The organism is Pseudoalteromonas sp. PAB 2.2 (assembly GCF_001938575.1).
In the GTDB taxonomy this organism is placed as follows: domain Bacteria; phylum Pseudomonadota; class Gammaproteobacteria; order Enterobacterales; family Alteromonadaceae; genus Pseudoalteromonas; species Pseudoalteromonas lipolytica.
On sequence record NZ_LYPI01000010.1, the window covers coordinates 29,025 to 47,003 of the forward strand.

16 protein-coding genes are annotated in these 17,979 nt (G+C 42.2%); 10 read left to right on the forward strand and 6 right to left on the reverse strand.

Features of this window, described 5'->3' with window-relative positions:
* Positions 1-53 precede the first annotated feature (53 nt).
* A complete protein-coding gene (serB, locus tag BWD47_RS08615; protein WP_036970584.1) occupies positions 54-1,073 on the forward strand; it encodes a phosphoserine phosphatase SerB in 1,020 nt (339 codons plus the stop codon).
* Here the strand turns inward: serB and BWD47_RS08620 are convergent.
* Positions 1,056-3,536, reverse strand: coding sequence for a PilZ domain-containing protein (locus tag BWD47_RS08620; protein WP_075593820.1), 2,481 nt, complete (start codon positions 3,534-3,536; stop codon positions 1,056-1,058). The genes serB and BWD47_RS08620 overlap by 18 nt on opposite strands.
* A gap of 339 nt (positions 3,537-3,875) precedes the next feature.
* Between BWD47_RS08620 and radA the strand changes: the two genes are divergently transcribed.
* Entirely contained in the window at positions 3,876-5,261 is a 1,386-nt protein-coding gene (gene radA / locus BWD47_RS08625; protein ID WP_036970582.1) for a DNA repair protein RadA, read from the forward strand.
* 45 nt (positions 5,262-5,306) lie between these two features.
* Positions 5,307-6,239: a hypothetical protein gene (locus tag BWD47_RS08630; protein WP_074989442.1), complete on the forward strand. Its 933-nt coding sequence runs from the start codon at positions 5,307-5,309 to the stop codon at positions 6,237-6,239.
* Between the two features lie 45 nt (positions 6,240-6,284).
* Here the strand turns inward: BWD47_RS08630 and BWD47_RS08635 are convergent, their stop codons facing one another.
* A complete protein-coding gene (locus tag BWD47_RS08635; protein ID WP_065978441.1) occupies positions 6,285-6,614 on the reverse strand; it encodes a BON domain-containing protein in 330 nt (109 codons plus the stop codon).
* 217 nt (positions 6,615-6,831) lie between these two features.
* Positions 6,832-8,058, reverse strand: coding sequence for an ATP-dependent RNA helicase SrmB (gene srmB / locus BWD47_RS08640; RefSeq protein ID WP_036970576.1), 1,227 nt, complete (start codon positions 8,056-8,058; stop codon positions 6,832-6,834).
* Positions 8,059-8,134: 76 nt separating this feature from the next.
* On the opposite strand from srmB, the gene BWD47_RS08645 reads away from it, so the two are divergent.
* Positions 8,135-8,833, forward strand: a complete 699-nt coding sequence (locus BWD47_RS08645) for a tRNA1(Val) (adenine(37)-N6)-methyltransferase (RefSeq protein WP_075593821.1) — start codon at positions 8,135-8,137, stop codon at positions 8,831-8,833.
* A 53-nt stretch (positions 8,834-8,886) separates the two neighbouring features.
* Here BWD47_RS08645 and BWD47_RS08650 read toward each other — a convergent pair whose 3' ends face one another.
* Both BWD47_RS08650 and BWD47_RS08655 read right to left on the reverse strand, forming a co-directional pair.
* Positions 8,887-9,567, reverse strand: a complete 681-nt coding sequence (locus BWD47_RS08650) for a hypothetical protein (RefSeq protein WP_075593822.1) — start codon at positions 9,565-9,567, stop codon at positions 8,887-8,889.
* 268 nt (positions 9,568-9,835) lie between these two features.
* A complete protein-coding gene (locus tag BWD47_RS08655) occupies positions 9,836-10,270 on the reverse strand; it encodes a hypothetical protein (RefSeq protein ID WP_065978437.1) in 435 nt (144 codons plus the stop codon).
* Between the two features lie 104 nt (positions 10,271-10,374).
* Here BWD47_RS08655 and BWD47_RS08660 point away from each other — a divergent pair, with 104 nt between their 5' ends.
* Positions 10,375-10,803: a DUF2147 domain-containing protein gene (locus BWD47_RS08660; protein ID WP_036970567.1), complete on the forward strand. Its 429-nt coding sequence runs from the start codon at positions 10,375-10,377 to the stop codon at positions 10,801-10,803.
* Positions 10,804-10,888: 85 nt separating this feature from the next.
* Here BWD47_RS08660 and fldB read toward each other — a convergent pair whose 3' ends face one another.
* Positions 10,889-11,410, reverse strand: coding sequence for a flavodoxin FldB (gene fldB, locus BWD47_RS08665; RefSeq protein WP_065978436.1), 522 nt, complete (start codon positions 11,408-11,410; stop codon positions 10,889-10,891).
* 168 nt (positions 11,411-11,578) lie between these two features.
* Here fldB and xerD point away from each other — a divergent pair, with 168 nt between their 5' ends.
* The 5 genes from xerD (at position 11,579) to lysS (ending at position 17,858) form a co-directional block, all read left to right on the forward strand.
* The gene (gene xerD / locus BWD47_RS08670) at positions 11,579-12,466 is read left to right on the forward strand and encodes a site-specific tyrosine recombinase XerD (RefSeq protein ID WP_371915641.1); all 888 of its coding nucleotides are present in this window, start codon (positions 11,579-11,581) and stop codon (positions 12,464-12,466) included.
* Between the two features lie 59 nt (positions 12,467-12,525).
* Positions 12,526-13,260 (forward strand): bifunctional protein-disulfide isomerase/oxidoreductase DsbC, encoded by a 735-nt coding sequence (gene dsbC / locus BWD47_RS08675; protein ID WP_036970561.1) that lies wholly within the window; start codon positions 12,526-12,528, stop codon positions 13,258-13,260.
* 72 nt (positions 13,261-13,332) lie between these two features.
* On the forward strand, positions 13,333-15,054 hold the full coding sequence (gene recJ / locus BWD47_RS08680) for a single-stranded-DNA-specific exonuclease RecJ (RefSeq protein ID WP_075593823.1): 1,722 nt from the start codon (positions 13,333-13,335) through the stop codon (positions 15,052-15,054).
* Positions 15,055-15,197: 143 nt separating this feature from the next.
* A protein-coding gene (prfB, locus tag BWD47_RS08685; protein ID WP_118844059.1) for a peptide chain release factor 2 occupies positions 15,198-16,296 on the forward strand; the annotation gives its coding sequence in 2 pieces (ribosomal slippage) (positions 15,198-15,272 and positions 15,274-16,296; 1,098 coding nt in all).
* Positions 16,297-16,322: 26 nt separating this feature from the next.
* Positions 16,323-17,858, forward strand: coding sequence for a lysine--tRNA ligase (lysS, locus tag BWD47_RS08690; protein WP_036970557.1), 1,536 nt, complete (start codon positions 16,323-16,325; stop codon positions 17,856-17,858).
* The last annotated feature ends 121 nt before the right edge of the window (positions 17,859-17,979 follow it).

Consider the following 17,979-nt stretch of genomic DNA (forward strand, 5'->3'; position numbering starts at 1 on the left):
GCGAGTAGCAAATACACGCACAACAACAGACATAAGTCTAACGTGGAGCCACTATGTCACAGCTTAGCTTAGCTGCTACACCTACAGCAAATTTAACAGGTCAAATAACACTAAATTGCTGGTATAAAATTGAAAATAAACACCTAATTGCGACAGATATTTTACCCAAAGCACACCAAGGCGTACTGAGCGTGGCGTTTGGCGGTGAACTCAGTGCTGACCATTTACTGGCTCTGACAGCGTTTTTAAGCTCGCACGGCTTCACAAATTTAACCGTGTGTTGTTATCAGCCTATTGAATCTATGCCCTCAGCGTGGTGTGTTCATAGCGACTCAACATCACCACTCAGTCCATCCGTATTAACCGCCTTTGCCAATCAGCATGGCTTGCAATTGGTGCAGTTAACGAATCCACCCACCGTGAATGAGCCTGGTTTATTACTCATGGACATGGATTCAACAGCGATTACGATAGAATGTATTGATGAAATTGCACGTTTAGCCGATGTGTATGATGAAGTGGCCGCTGTCACTGCGCAAGCCATGGCTGGGCAGCTTGATTTTGCACAAAGCTTAAAACAGCGTGTTGCAAAGCTTGAAGGCATTGATGTTGATTTAATCGATGATTTAAAATCGCGTTTACCCTTGATGCCTGGTGTGAATGAGCTCTGCCAATACCTTAAAAAGTATGACTGGCATCTTGCCATTGCCTCGGGTGGTTTTGTGCCATTTGCTGAGCAAGTACAATCGCTTATTGGTTTAGATGAAGTACATGCTAATACACTTGAGTTTAAAGATAACCGGCTAACGGGTAAGGTCATAGGCACGATTGTTGATGCAGAAGAAAAAGCGCGAGTGCTTAAGCGAATCGCAGAAAAACTGGCGCTTAATACCCGTCAAACTGTTGCCATGGGTGATGGGGCTAATGACTTAAAAATGATGGCTGCAGCAGGGCTTGGCGTGGCTGTTCATGGAAAACCGAAAGTTGTTGAGCAAGCACAAACAGCCATTAATGAAGGCTCGTTACTTCAAGTCAGTTACTTGCTCACAATTCCATTAGATTACACGCTTTAACCACGTTTTCTTGCGCTTATTCATTTCGATTTTGAGTGTTTCATCAATATCAAAATGCGTAAGCGCTTCATCACTAATATCAATTAAATCACCCACACCTGCCACGGCCCACAGCGCTTCTTCAAGATCTTTCGCTTTATGTAAGGCATACTGACTTATATATTTGAGTTCGTTTGATAAATAATCAATATCAGGGCGCCCTGTACGTGATACATATAAACGAAACACAAACATGAGGTCATTTCTCAGCGCTTTTTTTACAAACAAAGTCTGGGGTTTGTAGTCATCTTCACTAATGCACCGACTCGTAATCGCGTCGCTGATTGAAGGTTGGCGAGGGTCAAAACGAATAAATAAGGTAAAAGCAAGCGGCGGGTCTTGGCGGCTACGATCTTTTATGAGTGGTGTAATGACTTCGGTGATTTGCTGCGTTGATAAAATCCCTTCAATACTGGTGTTTTCGTTTAAGAGCGCAAAGTTTTGCAGTAATACATGTAATGGGCTCGGATATAAACCCTGACCAATTGCACCGGCTTTAAAATGCGCTGCTTCTTTGTGTAAATAGAACGGAAATTGGCAAACACTTTTGGTTACCATATTTCTGAGTGCCGTTGAAAGACCCGGTATTTTAGGCGACTCTTCACACACCCTTAACTTATCTTTATTGTTTTCAATCAGTACCGTAAAGAACTTAATCGCCATATGTGGTAAGTCTGTAATACGGTGAACTTTTAGATTAACCGTGGTGAGTGACTTACTAATCGCCATGACTTCGTAAGCAAGGCTCGATAAATCATGTTTTTTGGTAATTTTTTGTAAATCAGGCAAGCTAATATTAATTATGTCGCCTTTTTTAAACTCAACAGGTTTATCACACTCGATTTGTAATCCCATAACTGACAAGTCGCGGGTATGGCCTGTGATAATCTGCTCGTGATGATTTATGGCGATAGCTGTCTTGTACAAATAGCGCTTGTGCGCTCTTAAATTTACATATTCAAGGGCTACGGGCTCTAGGTGTGGCGGTGTTTTATGTTTGCTATGGCCAAATTGTTTTAGTTGATTAATCGCGTTTTTATCAAATGTTAATTGTTTATAAGAGTGCTGCTCATAGGGCGTACCAATGGCCGTTAAGATCAGTAAATATTTAACGTCTTTGATCAACCCTTGCACGCGAGGTGAGGGCGGTTTGTTCAACTTTTCAATGTCTTTCCCTGCACTACTGGGCAGTGACAACGGAATATACGAATCTTCAGGGTGACTTGGCATCAATTGCAACTTAAAACATTGCCAGCTGTCTTTTTGACTACCAAACCCTAAAAATAAATTTTTAAGCTGAGGCTGGCTTTCAAGCTCACTACGCGTGGCAGAGTAGTAATACACTTTACCAGCAACAACATGCGTGAAAGTATAAAGGTACTCTTCTTTTACTGCCTCTGGTGAGCTTAATAAGTGGCCTATACGTTGTTGGTTAATAATACTGTATAAGCAAGACAGCTTGCGCTCGTCACAAAAATAACGCTGAATAAAAATATTATTTTCAGTTGTTAAGGCAAGGCTTGGGTATAGCTTGTCACCTTGTAAGCTTAAAAAGGTATAAAGAGAGGTCACACGCGGAATGTAATATTGTTCATAGCCTTTTGACACAACCGCATCGAGCGTATTGTCTAGGTTAACTTTATAACGACGCTTATTGCCGTGGATAAAGCTTTCTAAAAACTCATCAAACTTTTCGTTGTTTTCAATAAAGGTGCGTTTTAGGCGAACATGATTGTATTCGCGTGATACTTTTTCAATCGCGACGACTTCGTACTGAATTCCGTTTTTTAAACCTAACTCAAAATCTTGTTCAAGGCCGACTAGGCGCAGGCCTATAAGTTGACCTTTTTTTAACTTGTAGCGTGGCGCGAGCTTTATCTTCGCACCACTGAGTGAGATATCAGATGTTGTTGCGGCTACTTTGCTGTCTTTATCAAACTCAACAGTGATTTTGATAGAGTAATTCATCCGCTCTTCACGACGGCTTTCGTAGGAGGCAAATTTTATCACTTTGGCTGATAACTGACTGTCGTTATCGTCTTCAGTAAGAGCTTGTTCGGCCGCTTTCTTTTGCATGACACGATGGTTGTTTTCAGTGTTCATCACCGCTTCATAGACAGCAAGGGTGTAACCGCCATGGCGTTTAATAGCCTGTTCAAACACTTCGATGGCAGTATCGTCCATAAAGTGTTGTTTACCTTCGTATTCGTATGGTTTTACTTGACCCGTTACTTGCCCACGTAAATCAATAAACCGTGCAACAGGCTGAGATAAACGCGACATCTCCATTTTGATCAAAAACTGCTCAGGCTTAGTTAAGCCCGCTGTTTTTGATTTAAACAGTTTGTCGAATTTTGGGGTGCCTAAATACGCCTTTAGCTCTTCAACTAGGCTTTCATATTTAAGCAGAATGTCTTCAGCCATTTATAAAACCATCAACGTCTATTAAAAAAAGTAGGTATACTAGTCGGCAATTACGCAGTAAAAACACAAACAGTAGTCACTTTTTTATTTTATTAATTATTGTTATAAGTATTTGCCAAATAAATGGCAAGCACTGTTAAGTTTTATTTGTAAGCAAAAACTATGCCCTAAAGCGGTTCTTTATTTAACAGTGTGTTGAATAAAGAGCTGGAGTAAGAGGTTTTAGTTACAACGAGTTATCTTTTTGTGATTATAAACTTACTATACATTAATTGTGTTAAGTGTCAGTTTTTAATAACAAGTTAGTCACAAATTAGCGACCTAAATAGGTAAGGCCGAATGGCAAAATCAGCAAAAATCGAATTTGTCTGCACAGAGTGCGGCATGAACTATCAGCGCTGGCAAGGACAGTGTAAGTGCGGTGCATGGAACACGCTAGCAGAATTTAAGCCCTCAGCCGGACAGTCAAAACAAGCGGCAAGCCGTGCCGTGGTTGCAGGCTACGCAGGCGGTGTTGGCGGCGGCTCAAAAAAAATTAATGAAGTCGAAACCGCCGAAGCAGAAAAACGCTTAACCGACATTGGTGAGTTAGACCGTGTATTAAGTGGCGGTGTGACCACCGGTTCCGTAAATATTATTTCGGGCGATCCAGGGGCTGGAAAAACGACATTATTGTCAGATTTAATTGCTCGCATGTCGAAAGTGATGCCGTCACTTTATTGTACGGCAGAAGAGTCATTATCGCAGTTTAAAAACCGTGTAAACCGACTGCGTTTAGATTATAACCCTGATGAGCTTTATTTACTGTCAGAAACCAGCGTTGAAGCAATTATTGAAGAGCTTGATAAGAACAAGATTAAGTTTGCGGTGATCGATTCAATTCAAGCGGTTGTGACAGAAGCCGCTAATGGCAGCCCAGGCTCTCCTTCACAAGTTAAAAGTGCAGCACAAGCACTCACTCAATATTGTAAGCAAAATGACGTCACCATGTTCATTATTGCTCACGTTAATAAAAACAACGAAATCGCAGGCCCGCAAACCTTAGTGCATATTGTTGATGCGCTGCTGCATATTGATACCAACGATGGGCAAATTCGTACCTTACGTGCCAATAAAAACCGTTTTGGCGATATTGATACCGTCGGTATTTTTAGAATGTGTGAGCGCGGTATGCTCAGTGTTGACAACCCAAGCGAAATATTTTTATCGGGATCAAGCACCGAATCGCCGGGATCGGCTATTACATGTATTCGTAAAGGTAATCGTAATTTATTGTTAGAGATTCAGTGCTTAACCACAGAAACAGAGGCTGAGTTTCCGCAGCGAGTGTGTGTTGGCTTAAATATGAATCGTATCAAAATGCTCACGGGAATTTTGCGTAAACACACCAAGACTAAAATCTTTCATGACACGTTTTTTAATATTGTCGGTGGCCTAAAAATTGATGAGTCTGAAACCTGTATCGACTTAGCATTAGTTACGGCATTGTTGAGTAGTTTGAATGAATTTGTTGTGCCAAGAACCACCTGTATTATGGGCGAATTAAGCTTAAATGGTGACGTTAGGCCCATCGACAGTGGGGTGCCGCGAGTAAAAGAAGCCGCTCAGCATGGTTTCACTGAAATTTTTATTCCATATCGTAACTACCATAAATCAATGGAAGGATTGGGCGCAAAAATTACACCTGTTAAAACAGTGCATGAGTTACTGTCTTTAATAAACTAGTTGTAATTTGATAGACTATAAAAAACACCAATCAAAGGAAATAAAATGAAAAAGTTAGTAATTGCAGCCGTTGTTGCTGCAGCTGTAGGTGGCGTCGTTTACGCAAACTATACAGCAACACAGGAAGTGAAAAAGGTTGTTGATAAGCAACTAAGCGCTTTATCAAGCCAAAGTGGTGTAGATATCACTTACAGCGATATTTCAGCAAGTGTGTTCAGTAGCAGCATGCAGTTGTCTGGTATAAATGTGCAAAGCATTGAAGGCGATGAAACCATTGCCACTATCGACAATATTGAAGTGACGGGTTACGAAGTTGATGCGATCCCACCCCACACGGGCTTCGTGATGACAAATTTCCGCTTTAGTGATGAGTTTTTATCGCAACTTCCAGACAGTGCGAATAATAAGCTTGCCGCAACGAGTTACAACGTGAATTCATCGCTTGATTACAACAAAGAGTCAGGTGATAGCAAGTTTGCGCTTAACGTGAAGGCAAGCGAAGTGGCTGATGTACGTTTTAATCTTGGTTTAGCAAATTCAACGGCGTTGATGGAAGCATCTTTATCAATCAGCCAAGCACAAAATGCTGCGAATGGGGCTGAGCTCACTTTAGAGCAACAACTACAGCAACAATCAAAAATGATGGCGGCAATGAGCCAATTAGAGCCGCGCAGTATCGAGCTTGAAATCAACGACGACGGTGAACTTAAAACTGTTGTCGAAAGCTTCTTAAAAGCGCAAGGCATGACACTTGATGACCTTGAGCAAGTTGTGGCAATGCAATTACAACAAGCTCCTGTAAGTGCGGAGTTAGACACTGCGATTAAAAACTTTGCCAGTGGTTTATCAAAATTGTCTTTATCGGCACGCCTACCTGAAGGCAAGTCGATGATGCAAATCAACCAGCAAATCATGATGCTGGTTGGTCAGCCTGAAGAGCTTGCGAAATTTATTAATTTAAAAGCCAGTGGTGAATAACCCGCTGACCGCAGCCGTGCGTTAGCTGCAATAACCTTAAAGTGTTCAACTCTCTAGTTTACTCACTTTAAGGTTATTTTTTACATGCCTTACACCCTGACTGTGTTCTAAGAACTTTTGTGCCAGCGCACGTTGAAACCCCGTTTCCGTTGAACCTAATAATTCAATCGTATCGCCACTTACAATAACCTGTAAGTTTTCAATTTTAAAATTGCGGTTATTCGTTAGTTTCTTTAAAGCCACTTGCTGTAATCGCGGTTGCGCCGAAGTACTGGTTGTTAAAACATGGGTGTTGGCACTGACTTGTGTGGCGCAAGCCAATAAAAAAAGACAGCTAAATAAGGTTACGACAACAGATAATTTGAAACGGCTCATACAATTCCCTCGCAATAATGACAGATTGAACTCTGTATGAACAATTACAAATTCTGTTCCAATTTTAGTTTGTTGATTTTTATAGGTTTTATTTTTTTGAAGAAACTGTATGTGAAGTAATTACACATAGTTCAGTAAAAAAGACACGGCAAATAACAGCGATAAAAATGCCGAGACAGGCTCGGCATTTTTATTAACAAGGCTTATTAAGCACGCACTACTTTTTCTTTTTTGGTTTTGCCTTTTTCTTCGCTTTGATCTTTGCTGGATCTTTTTTCTTTTTAGAAGGGATTTTTGCTTCTTTGTGTTGCGGCTCTATCCCTTTGATTACTCGACGCTTTAGTTTTTGTTCGATGTAACGCTCAACTTTGCCTAAAATGGCAACGTCATGCGCTTCGATAAATGAAATCGCGATTCCTTTTTTGCCTGCACGACCAGTACGTCCAATACGGTGAACGTATATGTCTGCGGTGCGAGGCATATCAAAGTTAATCACATGGCTGATATCTGCCACGTCAATACCACGGGCAGCCACATCGGTTGCTACCAATATTTTATTGCGGCCAGAATGGAAGTTCTCCATTGCTTTCATGCGTTTATCTTGTGGCATTTCACCACGTAACCAAGCAACGCGCAGTCCTTCGTTATTTAACGCACCAATTAATGATTCTAGGCGTTCACGGGTCTTAACGAACACTATCGCTTTATGGATATCATCGCCGTTTAAGATATCGACTAACATTTTAAGCTTATGGTTGTAGTCGTCGGCTAAGTGAACCCACTGGTGGATCTTTGCTTTTTCTTTACGCGACGATTCTGCTTCTAGTAGCGCAGGATCATTTAAAATACGCTCAGCGAAAAGCTCAACACTGTCACCTTCAAGTGTGGCTGAAAATAGAAAACATTGACGACGATTTCTGGCTTCATCACAAATACGCAGCATTTCTTTACGAAAGCCCATATCGAGCATGCGGTCGGCTTCGTCTAAAATAAGCATTTCGACATTTTCAGCATGGAAGTTCTCGGTTTCGAGGTATTCCATTAAGCGCCCAGGTGTCGCGATAAGAATGTCGTTATTGTTCTCAAAAATTTCTTTGTGCGTTCCATAGTTGATGCCGCCCGTCACAACACCTATTTTAAGGTGTGTTTGCTCAGCAAGCTGTTCACAATGCTCATGGATTTGATAAGCAAGCTCGCGAGTAGGAGTCATGATAAGTACGCGGGCAAAACCAGGGTCACGACGAGGGAAATCAAGCAAGTATTGAATAGCTGGGATCAAAAACGCGGCTGTTTTACCGGTACCTGTGGGTGCAGATGCCAAAATATCGCGCCCTTGTAATGCTTCAGGGATCGCTTGTTGTTGAATGCTGGTTGGCGTATCAAAACCCATTTTATTAATGGCATTTAACAGCTTGTTATCGATATCAAATTCAGAAAATTGCATAGAGTGACATAAATAGAGGACAATTGGCGTTAATTATACGCGCTATCCAGCTGTTGGTGAATGAAAAGGTGAAAAAATGTCAGGTTTTGTGTTTAAACAGTTTTCGATAGGGCAAACTCACACTGCAATGAAAGTTTCAACAGATGGGATTTTGTTGGGGGCATGGGCACATGTAAGCGATGCTGCACGAATTGTTGATATTGGCACAGGCACCGGGTTGCTTGCTTTAATGGCAAAACAACGTGCGCCGAAGGCGGTTGTTAACGCTATCGAAATAGAGGTTAACGCGTGTATTGATGCTCGCGCTAATTTTGCTAATAGCCCTTGGCCTGACATTATGCTTTATCAAGGGGCTGTGCAGTCTTTTAAAGCAGCAACCCCCTTTGATGCAATTATCACTAATCCACCTTATTTCAATGCCAGCCTTAAAGGCGATAATGCAGCACGCAATACAGCGCGCCACACCGATGGATTGAGTTTTAGCGAATTAATCAAAGCGTGTAGTGCGCTGAGTCATGCACATACTCTGCTCAATGTGATACTGCCTTGTCCTGAGGCCGAGCAATTTATTGCCATTGCAAAGCAAGAAGGCTGGTATTTAAACCACCTGTGTTTAGTTAAAACAACCGAGAAAAAAGCACCTAGTCGCAGTTTAATGTTATTTAGTCAGGTTGCAGCCCCTTTAACGACAACACATTTAACGATTCATGCAAACAGTGGCGCGTACAGTGCTGAATATAGTGCGCTATGCAAGGACTTTTATTTGAAAATGTGACGCATACCAGCCATTAATAGTCCGTCATCACTTTACTCTAAAAGGTCGTATTGCTATTCACTGATGCTCGATTGTAGGCCATTTTCGCTTACTAATAATGTATAAGAGTGTCCATATGAGGCATGACAAATGGCAACTGATTCATCAACACGCTTACCTTCATCATTCAGTCGAGAGATTTTAATATCATCTGCGCAGTCATCAGTGTGATACCACGTACTTAATTGATTTTGATATAGGTTAACTATTTGATTCTCTATTTTTAAGCGAATGTTTTCGGTGGCAAGAAAGCGGACGGCAAAAAAGCCCTCTTTGTTATTTTGAGTCTGTTTTATGAGCGTTAAACGCAGCTTTTCTGCACTTTGCCAGGCGACAAAATGGTAAGGCTGGTCGTTGTCCACTTGATACATTTGCTCTGCGAAGTTGCTCGCTTCACTGTGATCTTCTACATAAAATGAAATACGGCGTCGTTCATTGTGAAGGTGTGTTATATCAACAGGTAATGAACCTGATGCGAGCGTGTCTACATAATATTGCGCATCACTGACTTCTCTTGCGTTACCAAACAGGTCGGTATTTGCCATGGAGTAGTCAACCTCTAAGGCGGTGGTGTTTATCAATGTATACTTGTTCTCATACATCTGGTTGCCAAAATCATGACTTTCCTCGACTTCTAACTCATCACACCCTACAAGCAGCGTTGTTGCAAAGAGTAAAAATAGCGCATTTTTCATTGTTTATCCTTTTACTAATGAAGCTGCCGTATGGTTCCAATTCGCAAAAATGCTTAATTATTTTGAGGGATTAAACCGGTTGCGACCTGTGTTAAACATTGCTGATTTACGACTGCATGGATGCAGGAGGTAGAGCAATGCAGGAGCAATTGCCGAGAACAACTAAATAACGAAACCTTTGCCTTGTTTTCAACGAGGTTTTATCGCCCCAAAATAGCGCACTTAATTAAGCGAATTGGTATGGCATATTGATGCGTTGATTGTACCTCTATTTTGCACTTAATTGCACGGGAGGTTGCAGCTGCATTACTTCATCAAGTTGAATTTGTTGAACATGCTCAAGCTCAAGCAAGGCGTCTAAGACTGCTTTTGTGTGCTGTTTTTCTATTTCAGCACTGCAAAAATCAATGATACTAAAACGGCGTTTTATCAATAAGCCATCGATATCAGGTAAAGGGTCTTTGGTTTCTATTAGCACGCGTGTGGCAGGGCAGGGGTCGGCATACCCAGAGCGCATTAATTTGTTTAAGTTAAATAAATTATCGTCGAGTTTACCAAGCTCTACGGCGGTTTTAGCGCTATGCGGAATAAATAATGACTCACCAAAGCGGTTTGTTTTAATCTCGCCATCTGCTTTAATTGGGGTGACTTGATTATTGTCGAAGCTGACAATATCTCCGGTAAGTAACGTATATTGACTCATTGTGTTCCCTCGCAATGTGTTGTCTTTTTCTGATCATAGCAAAATGGTGTGTTTTACCAAGCCCTGATATAGTAATAAGGCCTTAAATTTTATGCGAGTATTTTATGTTACGACTCACAATCGCTTTATCAGCCCTTTTATTTTCTCAATTAAGCGTCGCTGCAATGAGCCCTGTTGGGCTTTGGAAAACCATTGACGAGGAAACCAATGAAGCTAAATCTTTGGTACGCATTCGTGAGCAAAACGGTGTACTTATTGGTGAAGTTGAAAAAATTCTTAACCCAGCCAAACAAGATGCAATATGTGATGCATGTAAAGGCGATAAAAAAAATAAGCCAATTTTGGGAATGGCCATTATCGATGGCGCGAAAGAAGCGGGCGATGGCAGTTGGCAAGACGGTGAAATTCTTGACCCTAATAATGGCAAAACCTACACCTTAAAGCTCACCCCTAAAGAACAGGGAAAAGTGCTTGAAGTACGCGGTTATATCGCCTTTTTCTACCGCAACCAATACTGGCAGCGTGTTGAATAGCCTAACACTAAAAACGCCAAGCAATGCTTGGCGTTTTAATAAATAAATGGGTTATGCAGCAATGCACTTAATTAGGGAGTGAATATTACAGGGTCTCGCTGTATTCAGTCATCACTTGCTCAACCCAATTAGCAATACGTTCATCGCTGAGTTCATATTGGCTGTCTTCATCAAGTGCCAATCCAACAAAGTGTTTACCCTCATTTGTGAGAGCTTTTGACGCTTCAAATTCATAGCTATCATCGTTAGGCCATAGACCTAAGAAGGTAATATCTTGATGGCAAATTTCGTCGTGTAGCATACCCAAAGCATCTTGAAACCACTGGCCATAACCTTGCTGATCGCCCATGCCAAAAAGGGCCACGGTTTTACCGTTTAGATTCACCTCTTTGATGTCGTCCCAAATTGATTCCCAATCTTCTTGTAACTCACCAAAGTCCCACGTTGAAATGCCGAAGATAACGAAATCGAATTGTTCTGCATTTTTTAATGGCTCATCTTTGATATTGTGTAAGCTGACAACATCTTGCCCGATAATATCGCGAATTTTCTCTGCCGCTATTTCTGTATAGCAAGTAGTAGAACCATAAAATAAACCAATCTGCATCGTATTTATCACCGTGTATTTGCTTGATATGATAGTTACTCAAGCTGCTTTTAGTATCTATCTTCCTGTAGTTTGATACTATTTTACCGTAAGGCTTTTTTAATTGATACCTTGATAAGGATGACAATACGCGTGGCTGAAAATAATTTCACAGCTGAAAAAGTAGCAATAACGTCAAACAATGCCGAACATTTAGAGCTGTTTTTAGATATTTTGTACCTTGAGCAAGGGGTCAGTGAAAACACATTGATGGCATATCGCAGCGATCTTGATAAGTTTTGTCAGTTTTTAAAAGACAAAGATCTACTGGCTGTCAGCAGTGAAGATATTGAAGCTTACTTGGCATACCGAGTTGATTTAGGGCTTAAATCACGCAGCACTGCGCGCAGCATCAGTGCGCTTAAACGTTTTTACCAATACTTTGTACGTGAAAAAGCCATTGCTGATTCGCCAATGCTGAATATTGCACAGCCAAAAGCAGGGCAGTCATTACCCAAAACTCTGTCTGAGGCTGAGGTTGAAGCGCTACTCGCTGCGCCTAATATTGAAGAGCCTATGGGGCTGCGCGATAAAGCAATGTTGGAGCTTTTATACGCAACGGGTCTGCGCGTCACTGAGCTGGTAGGGCTTAGGATGGAGCAAATTAACTTGCGCCAAGCAGTTGTGTTCGTTAAAGGTAAGGGAAATAAAGAGCGTTTAGTGCCGCTTGGTGAAGAAGCGATGTATTGGCTTGAGCGCTTTTTAAAAGTTGGCCGCGCGCAGATGATCAAGCATGCGACTGACTTTGTGTTCCCATCTAAGAGAGGGATTGGCATGACGCGACAAACTTTTTGGCATCGTATCAAACACTATGCTATTTTGGCATCAGTTGAATCGCCGTTATCACCGCATACGCTTCGACATGCGTTTGCAACGCATTTGCTGAATCATGGGGCTGATCTTCGTGTCGTGCAAATGATGTTAGGTCACAGTGACTTATCAACAACACAGATTTATACCCATGTAGCGAATGAGAGATTGAAGTCGGTACACGAGCAACATCATCCACGTGCTTAGTGCAAGATTTTTAAAGATGTACCGGTCTATATAATAAATGATCAGGATATAGGATAGTTATGAAAAAGTTAGTTTTAGCCACGGCACTGCTTGGTACGAGTTTAAGTGTGTTTGCAAATGGTGTGTCGACCACCGACGCTGCAGATGCGCCAATTATTGCTAAATTTGCTGAGTTAGGTGTTACGGTTAAAAAAGTAAACCCAAGCCCTGTTGCTGGCCTTAAAGAGCTAATTACTGACAAGGGGGTACTTTACGCAAGCCCTGACGGTCAATTTTTAATGCAAGGTACGCTGATTGATCTTCAAAATCGCGTCAATCTCACTGAGCACGCATTAAGTGATGTACGTAAGGCGGGTGTGGCTGAATACGAAGATTCAATGATTGTTTATAAAGCAAAAAATGAAAAACATTCAATTACTGTATTCACCGATATTACATGCGGTTACTGTCGTAAATTACACCGCGAATTAGACGATTTCTTAGAAGCGGGCATCACCGTAAAATACCTAGCTTTCCCTCGTGGCGGTTTACGCGGTAAAGGTTACGAAGACTTAATGAATGTGTGGTGTGCAAAAGACCCAGCAGAAGCACTAACTGAAGCCAAAGCCGGTGCAGAGGTTGCCAAGGTAGAAGGATGCAGTGCCCCTATTGCTGAGCATTATCAATTAGGCCAAAGCTTTGGTATGTCGGGTACACCTGCAATTATTTTAGAAGATGGAACGATGATCCCAGGTTATCAATCAGCAGCACAAATTAGCCAAGCGCTTGATGCCTTACCAAAAACATCTTCATAATCTTTTTATAAATAGGCCTGCCCTAGGTAGGCCTTTTATTCGCTTTAAGCTAACTAAAGTAATACTTCCAACATGGAAAAAATAATCCAAGTTCGTCCCCGTGTCGATGACTCATACCTTCCTCAACACTTACATCCCGTTATTAAGCAAATTTATGCCTCGCGCCAGGTAAAAGATGCCAATGAATTAGATAACAGTGCAGCGACCCTGCATGACTTTAAATTATTTAAAGACATAGACAGAGCCGTATTATTACTGCAACAGGCACTCGCAGAACAACAGCGAGTATTAATTGTCGGTGACTTCGACGCCGATGGTGCAACCAGTACGGCCACTTTAATGCAAGGCTTGGCCATGTTTGGGTTTAACAACCTTGACTATTTAGTGCCTGATAGGTTTAGCCTTGGTTATGGCTTAAGCCCCGCACTGGCGGCGCAAATTGTTGAAATGAAGCCTGAGCTGGTTATTACAGTGGATAATGGTATTTCGTGCACTGATGGCATTGCGATTGTGAAGCGCGCCGGTATTAAGGTACTGGTTACAGATCATCATTTACAAGGGGATACGCTGCCTAATGCAGATGCTATCGTGAACCCTAACCGCCATGATTGTCAGTTCCCATCTAAATCGATTGCCGGTGTAGGCGTGGCATTTTATTTATTAATTGCGCTGCGCAGCCACTTACGCGAACAAGGGGCCTTTGAGCATAGTCCAATGCCAAACCTTGCTGAGTTACTTGATATTGTCGCCCTTGGTACGGTGGCTGATGTCGTTGCGCTTGATGCTAATAATCGTACGTTGGTTCACCAAGGATTAGCACGTATTCGCAGTGGTAAAACTCGTCCGGGAATAAGCGCTTTAATTGAAGTGGCTAATCGAAATGCGGCACGTTTAAGTGCCAGTGACTTTGGCTTTTCATTGGCTCCTCGCTTAAACGCTGCAGGGCGTTTAGATGACATGAGCTTAGGCATCGCGTGCTTGTTATCAAACGACATAAACCAAGCTCGCCGTATTGCCAGTGAACTCGACAGCCTTAATCATGAGCGCCGCGAAATAGAGCAGGGCATGCAGGTTGAGGCGCAGGCCGTGCTCGATCGCCTTGCCTTTAAAACCGACGCTATCCCCGATGCGATTTGCTTGTATCAAGCCGACTGGCATCAAGGGGTAATTGGTATATTAGCGGGGCGTTTAAAAGAGAAATATCACCGGCCAACGATTATTTTTGCCGCGGGCGATAACGGTGAAATAAAAGGCTCATGTCGTTCAATTGAAGGTCTGCATATGCGTGACTTACTTGAACGAGTGAATACCTTGCACCCACACTTAATCAGTAAGTTTGGGGGGCATGCAATGGCAGCCGGCTTGAGCATTAATGAGCAGAGTTTTCCCGAGTTTAAAGCCGTGTTTGAGCGCATGGTCACCGACACACTGACCGATGAGCATAAACAAAGTATTTTGTTGACCGACGGCGAGTTGCCAAATGAGTGTTTTTCGATGGAGTTTGCCAACCTGTTAAAAAATGCAGGGCCATGGGGACAGCAATTTCCCGAGCCGGTATTCGAGCACCTATTCGAGGTTATTCAACAACGTATTGTAGGTGAAAAGCACTTAAAACTCGTGTTAAAGCATCAATCTGGACGTTTGGTTGATGGTATTGCATTTGGTGTCGATGTGCGTGCCTGGCCCGATACCGAAGCACGCTATGTTAAAGCTGCCTACCAACTCGATATAAATGAATTCCGTGGCAAATTCTCGTTACAACTGATTATTCGAGAGCTACAAAAAGCGACATAAAAATATCGCTATAATCGACATAAAAGGCTAATAAAACGCTCGGTTTTTTGTTAAAATCGGGCGTTTTTAATATTTGTAGATATTTTACCGTAATTCATCTTGAGAGCTGTGCGCGGTAAATCAGCCATTTTGGAGTAATGTACATGTTTGAAGTGAATCCTGTGATTAATCAAATCAAGGAAATTCGCGAACGTACTGAACTGCTTCGGGGGTACCTTTGACTACCCTCTTAAAAAAGAGCGGTTAGAAGAAGTTAACGCAGAACTTGAAGATTCAGCAGTGTGGAATGAGCCTGAGCGTGCTCAAGCCCTTGGCCGTGAAAAGTCGGCATTAGAAGCTATCGTTGAGACCATTGATAACTTAGTGGCCGGTACTGAAGACGTTGAAGGCTTAGTTGAACTTGCTGTTGAAGCCGAAGATGAGGAAACCTTTGCTGAAGCCGAGGCTGAATTAGCCGATTTAAATGCGCAACTAGAAAAGCTTGAGTTCCGTCGTATGTTCTCAGGTGCCCATGACCAAAACGACGCGTACTTAGATTTACAATCGGGTTCTGGCGGTACTGAAGCGCAAGACTGGTGTAATATGCTACTGCGCATGTATTTACGTTGGGGTGAAGCGAAAGGCTTTAAAGTTGAGCTTGTTGAAGCAACCGACGGTGATGTGGCTGGTATTAAAGGGGCGACAGTTCGCTTTGTTGGCGAATATGCATATGGCTGGTTACGAACTGAAACGGGTGTGCACCGTTTAGTGCGTAAAAGCCCGTTTGATTCAAGCGGTCGTCGTCATACCTCGTTTGCGTCTGCTTTCGTGTACCCAGAAATTGACGATAATATTGAAATTGATATTAACCCCGCCGACTTACGTATTGACGTATATCGCGCGTCGGGTGCGGGTGGTCAGCACGTAAATACCACCGAATCAGCAGTACGTATTACGCATTTACCAACCAATACGGTTGTGCAGTGCCAAAATGAGCGTTCGCAGCATAAAAATAAAGACCAAGCAATGAAGCAGTTAAAAGCGAAATTGTTTGAGCTTGAGTTGCAAAAACAAAATGCCGAGAAGCAAAGCCAAGAAGATGCAAAATCAGACATTGGCTGGGGAAGTCAAATTCGTTCATACGTGCTTGATGACTCGCGCATTAAAGACTTACGAACGGGCGTTGAAAACCGCAATACTCAAGCGGTTCTTGACGGCGATTTAGATAAATTTATTGAAGCCAGCCTTAAATCTGGCCTATAACCACCAAGCTAAAAAAGAGCTAAAAAATGACTGATCAAATCCAAGACGAAAATAAGTTAATCGCTGAGCGTCGCGGCAAATTAGACGCTATTCGCGAAAATTGCCCAGCCAACGGTCATCCAAACCAATTCCGTCGTGAACATTACACGGCTGATTTGCAAGCTGAGTTTGGTGATAAATCGAAAGAAGAATTAGTTGCTGAGCAACATGTAGTTTCAGTAGCAGGTCGTATCCTTGCTAAACGTGGTCCTTTCCTTGCGTTACAAGACATGAAAGGTCAAATTCAAGCATACGCATCAAAAGACGTACAAAAAGAATTAAAAGCAAAATACGGCCAACTTGATATCGGTGACATCATCGGTGTTAAAGGTGCGCTAAATAAATCAGGCAAAGGCGATTTATACGTCGAAATGACTGAGTATGAGCTACTGACTAAGTCACTGCGTCCATTACCAGAGAAATTTCATGGTCTATCAGACCAAGAAACAAAATACCGTCAACGTTATGTTGATTTAATCACCAATGAAGCGACGCGTGAGACATTCCGTATTCGTTCAAAAGTGGTAGAAGGTATTCGTCGTTTCTTAGCAGACCGTGATTTCATGGAAGTTGAAACGCCTATGCTACAGGTTATCCCTGGTGGTGCGTCTGCACGCCCATTCGTAACGCATCACAATGCACTTGATATCGATATGTATTTACGTATTGCGCCAGAGCTTTACTTAAAACGTTTAGTTGTGGGTGGCTTTGAGCGTGTATTCGAAATCAACCGTAACTTCCGTAACGAAGGTTTATCGACGCGTCATAATCCAGAATTCACGATGATTGAGTTCTACCAAGCATACGCTGATTACATCGACTTAATGAATATCACTGAAGATATGCTACGTACAGTTGCAACAGATGTATTGGGTTCACCAATCGTTGTTAACACAACGAAAAACGAGCATGGCGACGTAGTTGACTCTGTAGAGTATGACTTTGGTAAGCCTTTCGCACGTTTAACAATGAGCGAAGCTATCCTTAAGTACAACCCTGACTTTGATGCGGCTGTATTTAATGACCCAGAAAATCATTTTGAAGAGCTTAAAGCGTATGCGAAGCAAGTTCACGTTAAAGTACCTGAAAACTGTGTATGGGGCCCAGGTAAGTTCTTGTGTGAAATCTTCGAAGAGACTGCAGAGCATAAGTTAATTCAACCTACATTTATTACGGCATACCCTTGGGAAGTGTCGCCACTGGCTCGTCGTAACGATGAAAACCCATTTGTTACTGACCGTTTTGAGTTCTTTGTAGGGGGTCGTGAGCTTGCAAATGGTTTCTCTGAGCTAAATGATGCACAAGACCAAGCAGAACGTTTCTCTCGTCAAGTTGAAGAGAAAGACGCGGGTGATGATGAAGCAATGCACTACGACGAAGACTACATTCGTGCATTAGAGTACGGCTTACCGCCAACAGCAGGCGAGGGCATTGGTATTGACCGTTTGGTGATGTTATTTACAGACTCATCAACGATTAAAGACGTCATTTTATTCCCTCATATGCGTCCGCAAGCTGATTAATCAGTACTAATCAGTACTAAGACTCTAATAAACGCCGCTTTTTAGCGGCGTTTTTATTATCGGAAATTTCTGATTTTAAACGTTGAGTTCTGTAACTACTGATTTGTAATTAATTGATAAA